This is a genomic window from Okeania hirsuta (genome assembly GCF_003838195.1).
Lineage (GTDB): Bacteria > Cyanobacteriota > Cyanobacteriia > Cyanobacteriales > Microcoleaceae > Okeania > Okeania hirsuta.
This window is the reverse complement of the sequence record NZ_RCBY01000052.1, coordinates 26,068-39,468: the sequence shown is the minus strand read 5'-3', so window position 1 is coordinate 39,468 and position 13,401 is coordinate 26,068. Positions and strand designations below refer to the sequence as shown.

Sequence of the window (13,401 nt, the reverse complement as noted above, 5' to 3'; positions counted from 1 at the left end):
GATATTGATTTTTGATTCTTGGAGATGTCTATTAGCTGAAGGTAAAATTGAAAAACTGATGTTTTGCGCCCAAAGTTAATCTCAAAATCATTACCACTCAGCAACGCCGAAAATGTAATTTAGCGATCGCTTGCTCTACAAGTTTTCCTGGTCAAAAATAGTTTGCATTATAAGCTTAATACAAAAATATTACAATATTTTGTTTATAGAACCTATTTGATATCTATTTAAAAACAGATGGGGAGTATTTTTTAACCTGCTTCCCTTATGCCTTCCCTTCATCTCCTGACTCGGTCTTCCTGACTCTTGTAAAAAAACGCGGGTCGCGGACTAAGATACCAAATGGGTTCTATAGGACAGATAACGGAATATGGAGCAGCAAATATTTATCTAAAGTCCCATTAACATATTGTTAAAAAAAAACACCTAAGGGTTTCTCGTTACAAATAATTGTATTAGAATATACAATTTTTGTGATTTTAATTACATAATACTTAATTCGATCTACAAACACCAGAAAACATAAAAAAGCAAAATATTTAATTATACATAATATTTTTTCTCTTTCCGGAAGATTTGATGATGGATTACCAAAACAACACATAAACTTTAAAAAACGGCTGATATTTGTGAAGATTCAGTAAAGTTAGGTATTTTACCCTACCACCTTAAATCTAGCTCTTCTAAGATGTAAGTATAAAAATTTTCCATAAATATAAAACAGAATGTCACAGTGCAAATTTTATGAATACATCTAACTTATCAGTCTCTTCAAATATGAATTCTCTAGCAGTTCTAGAACACAAATACTCAACTAACTTATACAAACAAGTAGCTCATCCGTCTGTCAATAGTCCAAGCAAGCGTCTGATTGATATTTTAGGCGCCTTAGTCGGATTAGCGATCACAGGAGTATTTGCAATTCCTGTATTTATATTCATGCAATTTGATAGTCCCGGTCCGCTATTTTTCAGTCAGGTTCGCTGTGGTTTTAGGGGAAAAACTTTTTGGATCAGGAAGTTTCGTTCAATGGTTGTTGATGCAGAAAAACTGAAGCACCTTGTCAAAAACGAAGCAAAAGGTAACATTTTTAAAAATGAGAAAGATCCTAGAATAACTCGTATAGGTCGCTTTCTGCGTCGGACTAGCTTAGACGAACTACCTCAATTCTGGAATGTTCTCAAAGGAGATATGAGTTTAGTGGGAACTCGCCCTCCTACTTTTGATGAAGTCAAAAATTATGAAGCTCATCACTGGCACAGACTGGATATCAAACCTGGTATGACTGGAGAATGGCAGGTTAATGGTCGCTCTAGTGTGAAAGACTTTGAAGAAATAGTACGCATGGATATTGACTATCAGCAAAAATGGTCTATTGCATACGATCTCAAGTTAATATGGAAAACAATTTGGGTAGTATTTAATAAGTCAGGTGCTTGTTAGTTCTACTTTTTTGCTCGGAGTTCAATGTCGCATTTCTCAGAAATAGATTTGAGATGCTGTTTAATGCGACTAGAATAGAAGTTATTTTTAAAATAAGAAAAGAAATCTGATTATTCCGTAGCAAATTAGATTTAATTAGTTATATTATATGGAATTGTTGACCCACTATCTTTGCTAGCGCAGATATTCTCCTAATTGTTCGAATAAGCGTGAGGTATCTTTAATCAAGATGGGAGCAATATGCTCCCACTACTTATTAATAATGAAATTTTGGCAGACCACTACTATATTTTCTGTATTTAATTATCGCCGAAGTATTGTAAAATGATTCTCTTATTTTTGACTATGAAATGGGCAACCACCAGCCGTTAAATCTTTGATAAATTTACTATTATCAAAATAATGTTCTACAGACAAAATTTTTAAATCTTCAGTTACTCTAGCAATACTCATACCAATAATTTCGATTGTTTCGCCAGTAGGTTGATAGTCTTTAAAATTACCTTGAAAAGTCCCCCAATGTCGCCATTTAAAAGTAACATTTGGCGGTCCGGAAAGTACTTCTATTACTTCCCAGAGAAACCCTTTTGGAAAAGCTTTATTAAAGGTTTCAAAGGATGATTCAAAAGTTTCTTTGTCAGGGTCATAATGTTTATTTTTACTAATAAAAAGATTATATGTCCCGTGTTTTCCTGCTTCCTGAGCAGTATATTCTTTTCCTCCATTACTACTCATGCGAAATTGATCGGCAACAACAGATAACCACTGTTCAGGATTAATTTTATTAGATGCTTCCATCTCAAAAGTCCTGACTAGGTTATGAGCGATCGCTTCTAAAGACCCTTCTGGATGATCATATTTACTCTCTTGTTGAAAAACTCGATCATTGTGAGAATAATCTGGTCGTTTTCCGCCTCGCCATTCCACATCTATATCATTAGAAATTACTTTTTCTCTATCTTGCACCCATAGGGGTAAATTTGTAGAATTAGTATTACTCATATAATTTTTATTGCTAGGGTGAAGTACAATTTTTTTGACTTTAGAGAACATACAACAGGATAAAAAAAGTATTATATTTTACTTTATCGGCATTAAAAATGCTATATTTGTTCTCAATTATCTGAGTGGATTCACACTTTCATTAATTTACTAGATTATTTATTGCTGCCATAGATTATTACATAATGATTTAATTTTTTGATTATAAGTCAACGGAAATTAAAAAAATTAATCAACCTTATTCATTTTTTTATCTTCGTTTTTTCAACAAATAAAAATCATCTTGACTCAAACTATATTGAATATCATGTCCGTTTAATTAATGATAATGTAGATGTAAATTCAAGAGGGAACACTGGAAACGAAGCATAAATTTGGGATATTCCTTCCAGATGGCTTCAGTCGAAGATTTTTATGATACTTAATCATCTGGAGATGGTATAATACCAAATCAATAAATATTTGCTACAAATAGCTAGGATATTTCTGAGGAGTTAACCCACCCCTAGCCCCTCCCAGGAGGGGAAGTCAGGAGTCAGAATGAATAGCTTTAATACCATTTTTTAGGTCGGAAATCATTCTTTTTGTCAAAATACATATCCTGCATTTGTCTTTTTATCGCACTTATTATTCGTAACATTCTTTTTTCGAATTGGTATAACAACTTGTTGCTAAGACTCTGAATAAACAAAATTTCGTTCAAATTTTAATCCCATTTTCTCCATAACTTGAATAGATGCTTTATTTTCTAACAATGCACTTGCTGCTACTGAAAATTAATCAACCTTATTCCTTTTTTACTCTTGGTTTTTCCAGCAAGTAAAAATTATCTTGACTCAAACTATATTTAATACCTTTTTGCTGAGATTCTGAATAAACAAAATTTCGCTCAAATTTTAATCCCACTTTTTCCATGACTCGAATAGATGCTTTATTTTCTAACAATGCACTTGCTGCTACTTGCTGTATTTCCCACTCTAAAAAACCTTTGCGAATTAAAGCTTTTGATCCTTCAGTTGCATATCCTTTTCCCCAAACTTTTCTTTGTAACCGATAACCAAGTTCAATATCATTTTCTTGATACAATGCTGCCCCCATATAACTATCTAAACCTGGTCGAAAATGAAACCAACCAACAAATTTATTACTTAACTTTTCAATAGCTGCCCAAAAACCATAACTCTGATATTGTTGGTAATACCTGAAAACTTTAGGCAAAAATTTATTTTTAATCTCATCGTAAGTCGTAGGTTTTCCGGAGCGATCGCCTAATTTTGTATATCGAGTTACTTCTGGGTCACTATCTAACTCAAATAATAATTCTGTATCAGCTTCAGTAAACTGTCGTAAAACTAATCTTTCTGTCTCTAGAAAAATCTTCATTATTTGAGTTCAAGTTTCATTAATTAATTATAAGAAAAACGTTTTTATCTCTAAAAATAAAATCTCTTAAATTCCCATTTTTTATATTAACTAAAACTTTTACTGATAGGTCTTAAATTATGAATTATATCCTGTTCGGTAGAACAGTTATAATTATGCTTGTAGTTGGCTTGTAGTTGGGCTAAAGCCCAACTATCAAGTCTCATTAATTAGACAAGGGTAAAAATGATATTCCCAAGATAATTGAGAATCTATCAAATTTCCCCCTACTCCCTGCTCCCTCATCAGTGTTATTTGTGGGTATTTAAAGAGACATGATATAAGACAAGTATTTGAAGGACTAAAGTCCAACTACAAACAAAAATTTTAGCCGTTGGAGAATCAAGATATGAAAGCTAAATTTATCAAGTATAAAATGCTTTTTAATTAATATTTAGGCGATCGCCATTTAAAAAAATCATAGCCAAAATCACCAACGCCAAATTTTATTATAACTATATCAACCCTACATAAATATTAGAACAAAATAACTCTATCAATTCCGAAAAAATCGTCAATTGTTTCAATATTTTGAGTTAGGTTTAAGTTAGCACCACCCTCAATTACAGCAACAGTATCTACCTCAATAACATTATTCTCTAAAGATTGGTACTCAATAACTAAATCATTACCCACTGGAAAAAGCTGAATATTATCTATTGACTGCTTAAATAGCTCAATAGAATCTCCCTCAAATTGGTTAAAATCTACTATTGTTGCCTCACCTTCACCTAAGTAGAAAGGTACAGCTACTGGTATTATGACAGGAGTAATAACAGTTGTAGTTCCCAGGATAAACTCATTTACTCCAGGAGTGCCAATGAGGCGATCGAACTCGCCGAGACCATCACTAAGGTAATCTCTTTCAAAAAAGTAATCTACTGCAACTCCAGTTACTTCCAGAAAATTATTTTCTTCTCCCACAGGTCTAACAAGATCACTACCACTGGTACCACCAAAAAGAGCAGCTCGATTTTCATTAATACCAAAGTTGAGATAATGTTCTAAACCAGAACCAATGAACCCATTATTGACAGCTTCAGCAACGCCAGGATTATTTGCTAAATATTCGCCTTCTACAAAAGATATTTCTAGAGGTAAAGGTTCGTCATTCGGGGGGTTTTGAGAACCAAAGCGGAAGTTACTGTCATCCAAAAGCAACTCACCAGTAAAAGGATCGACAACATTCTCCACCACTGCTAACCCTATTCCTGTAGTGCTACGGGCAATAATGGTAGCGTCAGTTTCTCCTGGTGCAAAACCAATGGAGTAGTTTCTAGTAAATGAATTATTTTCTTTGCCCAACTGGATAATGTCAACACTGGGGTCAAAATTGCTAATCCGAACATTACTATCTATACCATTGTAAAAATCTTGACCAGACTCACCTAAGACAAATATATCAGTAGCGTTGCCTCCAACTAAAGTATCAAAACCACCACCTCCATCACCTGCAACAACCGTTTGATAAATACGATCGCCTTCAGCATTTAAAGTGACAGGTACTCCGATCAAGTCTATTTCTGTTCCTGATACACCCACGGAAAATTATGGGAGAAAGTCATTGCCAGTTGTACCAGTAAAAGCAGCAGATCGTTGTTCAAACAACCCAAACAGGAGATAGTGTTCAAAACCAGAACTCATCACACCGCTATTTACTGCTGCTGCCACATCAGAGTTTTCCAGCAAGTATTCACTTTCAAAAAATGCCATACTTTTTTTCAGTTAAATAAAATTTTTTTCCTTAAACTTAGACTTTGCCACTAGGAAAAATGTTCCCTCATTTTAAATAAAACCGTTTTCACTCAAAAATTCTGGTGTAATATCTTTGAAACTATTAACATGAGAATTTCCTGCCAAAACTGAATGGTTATTAGAACCATGACGTAGAAACTTAGCCACATATTTACCAAGAATATCTACCTCAATATTCACTAAACTACTTGCTTTTAAATGACACAAGTTTGTTTCATTGAAACTGTGAGGAATAACCGCTACCTCAAACCAATTGCCATCCACATCACAATCAGCAACAGTTAAACTAATACCATTTACTGCAATACTTCCTTTAGACACAATATAGGGAGCTATCTGACGTTGCCACCTTTCATCTACTGTTTGTGAAGCTGTAAATCTCATTTCCCAAGCATTAATCGTTTCCACAGAAGTTTGCAAGCGTCCAACCCCGTCAATATGACCAGTAACAAAATGGCCTCCTAACTTACTACCTGCTCGCAATGAAGTCTCAAGATTCACATACCTATCCGATATTTGGCCTAATGTACTACGTTGTAAGGTTTCAGGTGATACGATCGCCACAAATCCTTGAGCTAAAATGTCTATTACTGTTAGACAAACACCATCTACAGCTACACTATCGCCAATGGCCAAATCTTCCAAAATAATTTTACTGCCACTAGATGATCCCAGAGAAACTAAAATTTGGCTTTCTTCTAAAAGCTTAATTTTTCCTAAAGCTTGAATCAATCCTGTAAACACTGTTTTTCCTCTGATTAATTAATTAAAGATTAGTTAAATTTTATGAACGCAAACTCTATTAATATTCCGTTAACAGCAACGCTATAGCAGCGCGCTAGGCGTATATTTACAAATTGCAGGAACTCCCCAATAGCTAAAAGTCTTATATTATAAGCTTTTTATTTCCCCTATTGCCTGTTGCCTATTGCCTGTTGCCTGGGCGAAGCGCTATAGTCTTGAAATTACACGGTTGTTATATCATGGTGAGCCATTAGTCAAGGTAGACACCATACTCTCAAAAATCGAAGATAATAAATAAATGTAAAAATGACTCATATAGGTAAATAGGTAAATATCAAGTCATACTAAAAATTACTCGATCCTTATCTATACTGACTTACATTCTATATATCTTGACAAAAATTATTATAAAATGAGGCCGAGCCAATGATTGAAATGAAAGTTGCAGGAATAGCATTGGATGCATCAACACGGAATCCAATCGTATTGTTAAGAGATGGTACCGAGCGACGTGCTTTGCCCATCTATATAGGTCAAGACCAGGCCAAGGCAATTATCAGCGCTCTGGAAAACCATCAGCCACCACGTCCATTGACTCACGACCTCACGGTTAGTATTTTAGAATCACTAAGTGGGGTGTTGGAAAAGGTGGTAATTCATTCATTGCAAGATAACACCTTCTATGCAGTGCTAATTATTAAGCAAGGAGAAACTAAAAAAGAAATTGATGCCAGGCCCAGTGATGCGATCGCTATTGCCCTACGTACCAATAGTCCCATCTGGGTAATGGAAGAAGTCGTAGCAGATGCCTCTATTCCAGTAGACCAAGATGCAGATGAAGCAGAAAGGCAAGCCTTTAGGGACTTTATATCAAAACTTCGCCCTGAAGATTTAATCAAACGTGGTGGTTCTAGCACTGGTGAATTATCCTAGTACTATTTTAATAGAATTAAAAATGCAAAAGTCAAAGAAGATTTATTTAGCTGAAAACTTTTTCAAGTTTATTTGAACCTTGGCCAAACGGTCAATAGTAGTTAGGACTCAGGTATTGCCTATGCCAGATTCTATCATAAATGTTGAAAGAGGACTCCCTTGATCATCGCATTTATTGAACGGTGAGATGAATTTCAAGCAGAAAAATAATTGAGCAATACGCGCGCATTTTTAGTGTTATAATTTTATCAATAGCCGTGGGGCACACGGTTAAATAAAAGCGCACCGCCTGCCCTGAGGTTTCCTGAGTTTAAAGACAGAGCAAGAAGACTTGTGTGGATGGTCTGACAAGGGTGCAACTCAGTTTATTTGATTTGTTATCTAGTTAAGAATCTATTTACTGGCAAGAATCTCCTGTTATAATCGCGAGATTTAACCCTGAGAGTATAAAAAGATAGGTAGAAAGAAGCGATCGCTCAATAGCAAAACTAAAAACTAAAAACTAGAATATATAGGTGCACTACCGCAGGTTTGGCAAAACGAACTTAAACCTCTCAGTTTTTTCTTTGGGAACTATGCGATACTTGGTATCTCAGGAAAATGCTGTAGAAACAATCAAGCAAGCTGTAAATATGGGAATTAACCACATAGAAACAGCTAGAGGTTATGGTAAAAGTGAAAAATATCTGGGTGCGGCGTTGGTCTGTGAGCTGCAGCGTACCCAACTTTATATCACAACAAAAATTACACCTACAAGAGATGTCAGTTTGATAGAGCGATATATAAATGAATCTCTAGAAAACCTAAATACAGATTATTTAGACTTTTTGGCTATTCATGGCATTAATACTTGGGAACATTTAGAAATTACCCATCATGGAATTAAAGCAATACATAAAATGATCGATGATGGGCGAGTTAGACACATTGGTTTTTCTACCCATGGCCCTTTAGATGTAATTTTAGCGACTATTAATACTGACTTTTTTCAATTTATTAACTTACATTATTACTACTTTTTCCAACATAATGCCCCTGCAATAGAGTTAGCCAAACAAAAAGATATGGGCATTTTTATTATTTCTCCCGCAGATAAAGGTGGGCAATTATATACACCATCTCCTACTCTTCAGGAACTGTGTCAACCTTTTTCTCCATTGGAATTAAATTATCGATTTTTGTTAAGTGACCCGAGAATAACAACCTTAAGTGTGGGTGCTGCTAGGCCACAAGAATTAGAATGGCCTCTGAGTATCAGCAGTTGCACGCAACCCCTCACTCCTCAAGAAGCAGAGATATTTCAGCGTTTGGAAAATCAGGCTTTAACAAGGTTAGGCACAGAAAAATGTAGCCAATGTTATGCTTGTTTGCCATGTCCAGAAAGTATTCATATTCCAGAAGTTTTGAGATTAAGAAATTTGACTGTAGCCTATGATATGACAGAGTTCGGTAAGTATCGATATGGGATGTTTGAAAATGCAGGTCATTGGTTTCCAGGTAACAAAGGAAGTCGATGTACTGAATGTGGTGAGTGTTTACCCAGGTGTCCAGAAAACTTAGATATACCGACTTTGTTGAAAGATACACATGAAAAACTTAAGGGTTCCTCTGGTCGTCGGTTATGGGAATAATCTAGTTATGGCAGAAGTAAGAAGGAAAGAAGGAAGAAGAAAGAAGGGGGAAGAAGGAAAAATCTTGCCTTGTCTGAGTTTTATAGCGGTTTTCATGTTTCATAGAATACAACTATTTCTGTAACTTATTAAACTTTAAGTATATCTATAATTTTTACTGTAGTCAACATTAGTGAAAATCGCTATAAGCATAAGCTTTTGATATGTCCGCGCCCTTTGGTTCGACGGCTATAAAAATCCCTAAGCTAAGTAAACAAAATTATTTGTATATTTACTGTTGAGTTATATTTCTTTACCTACAGATAGTTTAAGCTAGTTTTTTTTAGTAAAAAATGCACTGGTTATTTTGTGTAGGTATACCAAATTATTCAGTAGTCTAATATCATGTCCGTTTAATTAGTGATAAAAAACTTTCTTCTCCTCTTCCTTCTTCTTGCTTCCTGACTCCTCGCTAAGTTATTTATAAGTAGGGTTTGCGCTCAAAAATCTTTTAGTAGGGGCAGGAGACAACCCACCCCTCGCTCCTCCCCCTCCCAGGAGGGGAATACAGGAGACAAGAGACAACCCACCCCTCGCCCCTCCCCCTCCCAGGAGGGGAGAAATGGGAATTAAGAGGAGGTAGAAGTAACAATGTAAGAATGATTTTTCTGCCCAACTCTTACCATTAATACTAACTTTTTGAGCATGAAGAGCTCAAAACCAGGAATTTTTTTCAACCTAAAACAGCTAAAACCTTTATCTATCAATGCTTTTAGATTTAATCAGCAAACCCTAAGTATTCAACGGGACATGATATAACTCCTGACTCCTGACTCCTGACTCCTGACTCCTTCTTCAAAGTGAAAAGTTGATAGCTGACTACTGATTACTATATTGTGCAAAATCTAACAGAAAAAAGTATCAAACTTTCTGCACAATTTAATGCATATGCTCCAATCAAATCTGTCTTTTCAGACATATACTAACTCAGAGTTTCAAATCAATAACTAAAATGAACAAGCTGACTTCTACAGAGAAAAAGTTTTACTACTTTGCCTATGGATCTTGTATGTGTCCTGTAGACTTAAAACGAACCTTGGGAGAAAATACTCATCACTATGTTATAGGTCCTGCTAAACTTAAAGGATATAGAATTGGATTTTATCGTTATTCAGAAAAGCGTAATTGTGGAGCGTTAGATGTAGTAAAAGACCCGAATTCTAATGTAGAAGGAGTGCTTTATAATTTACCTTTGAGGTTACGCCCTCGCCTAGATGAAAGAGAAACTGTAAAATTCGATTTTATTAAACAAATTCACTGCGGTGGTTATCGACCAGAAATAGTTGAGGTGTATAGTCAAGGGAAATTATATAGTGGGGTTTGTACCTATATTGTTATAGATAAATTACCCCAGGAATTAGCTCCTAACGATTGGTATTTTAATGTTGTACTTAGAGGAGCTATAACTTGCGGACTTTCTGAAGAATATTGTTGGAAATTGTTTGAACATATGTATCATTTACAGCATCAGAAAAGACAACAATATTTCTTGTCAGCAGCTTAGATATCAAAATTCAAAATTCAAAATTCAAAATTCAAAAGTAATCTCTGACTTACTTTCAGCATTTAGTATTGTCTTAACCCAATTGTGTAGTGCTATATATCTCTGGGTTAAAAAAGGCAAAAGATGAAAATATATCAAGAAATTTAGGGGGTTTTTAATGAGCAAAAAATAAGGTCTGAAGTCTCCCCTTTCAAGGGGATAAAAAAAAATAAAGTTCAATATTTCAAGCCTTTGACTTTAACTAGAGGTACTGATAACTGATAACTGAAATGACCCTCTAGATTCTGGCACTTCATGTCTTTATTGAGATTGAGATTCTTTATTTTCTTTTCTGATGTTAATTTAGTTACTCTAATACCATTTATCTATGAAGTTGCACTTAATATAAAGATGATAATAGTCAGCGTAATCAGGTCTGAGCAACAATGATTAAGCGCATTGTTACAGCGAAATGGTATAAAGCATTTTTTTTTTGCTAAAAATGATCGAATCAAAATTTACCGAATAATTAAGGTTTAAAGCCTCTCCTTTAAACGAGAAAAAATAAAAAATTATCCTTTTAGTCAATCCTCTTCTTTTCAAAGAGAGGTAATTATTAATTATTAATTATTAATTGTTGAAAGCAGGTTGCAGATAGATGAGGTACAAATATAAATAGTAAAATATTTGTAGTGCGGGCATCTTGCCCGCAACTGGTGTACCTCACTAATCTGAAATACGATGTATATCATGCCTTGAGAATAGCGCGATAAAAAAAATTATCCTCTTCCTTCTTCCTTCCTTCTTCCTTCTTCCTTCTTCCTTCACTGATGAAATAACATAGTTATTAAAGGGAAAAAATTTAACAATATACAACTACAAAACCAGTAATTATTTTGCTGTATAGAAAAATCTGGTTCTGCTAACAACGCATCAATTCTTTCAGTCAAACGGTTAGGGGGAGTTGTACAACTAAATGCAGCAGCAAAATTAGCTGGCTGAGTTAAACGATCGCTCACCATTAATAACAAAGTTTCCGCCAATAATAACCCATCAACTTGTTTTTTTGCCCACTGATCTGCACGCACTTCTCGAAGAGTTAAAAGTTCATGCCACAACATTTCAGTATTAGGTAAAAAAGGCGCAATTTTTCCTAACCAACCGAACCAAAAAAACCAAAAATTATCTCGATAATAATAATGCGCTTGTTCGTGATTTAAAACTGCATAAAGTTGCTCGGAATTTAATCTTTCTATAAGTCCTTTACTAACTACTAACTGAGAATTCCAAAAGCCTATTTGGGCACTAAATAAAATAGGAGTATCCAGTAAACGTACTGATTTACCCTCAATAATTATTTGAGGATAATTATTCACCTTTTGTACAGACCGCCAACCTTCATAACCTAAAATCAAACCTAAAATAGCTGTCCATCCACAAAAAACCCAGGCCAATAAATAACTCAACCATCCAGTCGATAGTCCAAGCATTTCTCCTTGAGGACCCATACAAATAACTGCAATGGCCGTCGTAATTAAAATTATGGGAGAAGAAATAAATAACAGCAGCGATCGCTCCCAACGTTGGCCCCAATTACGCGGAGTAAAAAAGTAAGCTTTTCTGAGGCCATAAGATAACCCAACAGCTCCCAAAATGATGATCAGGTGCATTATTCTTTGTCCTCCCTAACTTTGCGTATAGCTTTTAGCTTTTCGGCGATCGCTTCTATTTGCTCGATACTAGCAGAATCTAAACTATCGGCAAAAGAGGCCACCAAATCTGGGTTTCCTACTTCCAGAAATTTATTTAATTGTTGATGCGCTCTCAACATTTGAGCTTCTCGACGAGAAATTAAAGGTCGCCACACAAAAGCACGCTCACTTTCATCACAAACTAACCAACCCTTTTGAGTCAGGCGACGTAGCACTGTAGTTACTGAAGTATAAGCTAGTTCTCGGTCAGGGTCGGTCAGAATATATTCATGTACCTGTTTGACCGTGACACAATCTAATGTCCAAACAATATTCAAAATCTCTGTTTCTAGAGGGCCTAAAGACATTTGTTGTGGACGGTGATCTGGTAAAGGACTCATTATTTATTTTTTATTTCTTAGATTTTGACAACACCGTAGTGAAAATTTATCCTTTGTTATGGTAAATTATTTAAGTATGACAGTCTGTCGTTTTACAATTTAAAATCTCCATAAATTATATTTTAATCTAAACAGGATAACGATTTCAGATTTTTTTGGAGATATCTATTGTAGAATTACCTCTGGATACATAATAATTTTAAAAGAACAGGAGTAAAGATGCGTTTTATTTCTTCATTTTCCAAGTCTTTAGCACTATTAGCTTCCGTAGCAATGTTAGTTATTGGTAGTCTAGTATTTTCTAATCCAGCAGAAGCAGCTAACTATGAGGTAACAATGGGTGCTGGTGGACTACAATTTAGTCCCAGGAAAATAGCTGTTAAGCCTGGTGATACAGTTACATTTAAAAATGGTATGCTCGCACCTCATAATGTAATTTTCAATCCTGCTAAATCACCTGATTCAGAACTGTCCAAATCACTTTCCCACAAAAACTTGGCCTATAGAGCTGGAGAGAGCTTTGATGTAAATATCCCAGCAGATGCTGAGTCTGGTGATTACGAATTTTTCTGTACTCCTCACCGTGGCGCAGGAATGGTTGGCCATCTGGTTGTAGAATAACAGCAGAACTTAAGCATCAGAAACTACTTTAAAATTGGTTTACTGTAGTTGATTAAAGTAATTACAAGAATACTTGTTCTTGTGCAAATTACTAAATAGTTTAGAACTCATAATACTAATCAAAAATTAGAGTTATAATTGATAACTCTTAAATATTTCTCCCTCTAAAAATTTATCTACCACAAGTGTTAATAACTTCAACAATTAATTCTTGTGATTTAGATATTTTAGGGGGA

Annotated in this window: 12 protein-coding genes; 5 read left to right on the top strand and 7 right to left on the bottom strand. The window is 34.9% G+C overall.

Translation table 11 applies throughout. The features are described 5' to 3' along the window. The first annotated feature begins 744 nt into the window (after positions 1-744). Positions 745-1,443 carry a sugar transferase gene (locus tag D5R40_RS11410; RefSeq protein WP_124147460.1) on the top strand — a complete coding sequence of 233 codons (699 nt, stop codon included), beginning with the start codon at positions 745-747 and terminating at the stop codon, positions 1,441-1,443. 333 nt (positions 1,444-1,776) lie between these two features. Here D5R40_RS11410 and D5R40_RS11405 read toward each other — a convergent pair whose 3' ends face one another. From D5R40_RS11405 to ribE, 5 genes are all read right to left on the bottom strand, one after another. Then, positions 1,777-2,445 (bottom strand): ester cyclase, encoded by a 669-nt coding sequence (locus tag D5R40_RS11405; protein WP_124147459.1) that lies wholly within the window; start codon positions 2,443-2,445, stop codon positions 1,777-1,779. A 786-nt stretch (positions 2,446-3,231) separates the two neighbouring features. Then, positions 3,232-3,828 (bottom strand): GNAT family N-acetyltransferase, encoded by a 597-nt coding sequence (locus D5R40_RS11400; protein WP_124147458.1) that lies wholly within the window; start codon positions 3,826-3,828, stop codon positions 3,232-3,234. Positions 3,829-4,344: 516 nt separating this feature from the next. Beyond that, positions 4,345-5,409: a hypothetical protein gene (locus D5R40_RS11395; RefSeq protein WP_124154670.1), complete on the bottom strand. Its 1,065-nt coding sequence runs from the start codon at positions 5,407-5,409 to the stop codon at positions 4,345-4,347. Between the two features lie 6 nt (positions 5,410-5,415). Next, complete coding sequence (locus D5R40_RS35045) at positions 5,416-5,580, bottom strand: hypothetical protein (RefSeq protein ID WP_161564731.1); 165 nt, start codon at positions 5,578-5,580, stop codon at positions 5,416-5,418. 72 nt (positions 5,581-5,652) lie between these two features. Beyond that, positions 5,653-6,366, bottom strand: a complete 714-nt coding sequence (gene ribE, locus D5R40_RS11390; RefSeq protein ID WP_124147456.1) for a riboflavin synthase — start codon at positions 6,364-6,366, stop codon at positions 5,653-5,655. Between the two features lie 426 nt (positions 6,367-6,792). Between ribE and D5R40_RS11385 the strand changes: the two genes are divergently transcribed. From D5R40_RS11385 to D5R40_RS11375, 3 genes are all read left to right on the top strand, one after another. Next, entirely contained in the window at positions 6,793-7,299 is a 507-nt protein-coding gene (locus tag D5R40_RS11385; protein WP_124147455.1) for a bifunctional nuclease family protein, read from the top strand. A gap of 515 nt (positions 7,300-7,814) precedes the next feature. Continuing rightward, complete coding sequence (locus D5R40_RS11380; protein WP_124147454.1) at positions 7,815-8,930, top strand: aldo/keto reductase; 1,116 nt, start codon at positions 7,815-7,817, stop codon at positions 8,928-8,930. Positions 8,931-9,921: 991 nt separating this feature from the next. After that, positions 9,922-10,473 carry a gamma-glutamylcyclotransferase gene (locus D5R40_RS11375; protein ID WP_124147453.1) on the top strand — a complete coding sequence of 184 codons (552 nt, stop codon included), beginning with the start codon at positions 9,922-9,924 and terminating at the stop codon, positions 10,471-10,473. 803 nt (positions 10,474-11,276) lie between these two features. Here D5R40_RS11375 and D5R40_RS11370 read toward each other — a convergent pair. Together D5R40_RS11370 and D5R40_RS11365 are read right to left on the bottom strand one after the other, a co-directional pair. Beyond that, positions 11,277-12,122, bottom strand: a complete 846-nt coding sequence (locus D5R40_RS11370) for a M56 family metallopeptidase (RefSeq protein ID WP_124147452.1) — start codon at positions 12,120-12,122, stop codon at positions 11,277-11,279. After that, positions 12,122-12,544 (bottom strand): BlaI/MecI/CopY family transcriptional regulator, encoded by a 423-nt coding sequence (locus D5R40_RS11365; protein WP_124147451.1) that lies wholly within the window; start codon positions 12,542-12,544, stop codon positions 12,122-12,124. The genes D5R40_RS11370 and D5R40_RS11365 overlap by 1 nt, the downstream gene beginning before the upstream one ends. 219 nt (positions 12,545-12,763) lie before the next feature. Here D5R40_RS11365 and petE point away from each other — a divergent pair, with 219 nt between their 5' ends. Continuing rightward, positions 12,764-13,165, top strand: a complete 402-nt coding sequence (petE, locus tag D5R40_RS11360) for a plastocyanin (RefSeq protein ID WP_124147450.1) — start codon at positions 12,764-12,766, stop codon at positions 13,163-13,165. The last annotated feature ends 236 nt before the right edge of the window (positions 13,166-13,401 follow it).

Bases quoted from the DNA above. Each gene is read 5' to 3' on its own strand.
- D5R40_RS11410 (WP_124147460.1), top strand. From the start codon at position 745: ATGAATACATCTAACTTATCAGTCTCTTCAAATATGAATTCTCTAGCA.
- D5R40_RS11405 (WP_124147459.1), bottom strand. From the start codon at position 2,445: ATGAGTAATACTAATTCTACAAATTTACCCCTATGGGTGCAAGATAGA.
- D5R40_RS11400 (WP_124147458.1), bottom strand. From the start codon at position 3,828: ATGAAGATTTTTCTAGAGACAGAAAGATTAGTTTTACGACAGTTTACT.
- D5R40_RS35045 (WP_161564731.1), bottom strand. From the start codon at position 5,580: ATGGCATTTTTTGAAAGTGAATACTTGCTGGAAAACTCTGATGTGGCA.
- D5R40_RS11385 (WP_124147455.1), top strand. From the start codon at position 6,793: ATGATTGAAATGAAAGTTGCAGGAATAGCATTGGATGCATCAACACGG.
- D5R40_RS11375 (WP_124147453.1), top strand. From the start codon at position 9,922: ATGAACAAGCTGACTTCTACAGAGAAAAAGTTTTACTACTTTGCCTAT.
- D5R40_RS11370 (WP_124147452.1), bottom strand. From the start codon at position 12,122: ATGCACCTGATCATCATTTTGGGAGCTGTTGGGTTATCTTATGGCCTC.
- D5R40_RS11365 (WP_124147451.1), bottom strand. From the start codon at position 12,544: ATGAGTCCTTTACCAGATCACCGTCCACAACAAATGTCTTTAGGCCCT.
- petE (WP_124147450.1), top strand. From the start codon at position 12,764: ATGCGTTTTATTTCTTCATTTTCCAAGTCTTTAGCACTATTAGCTTCC.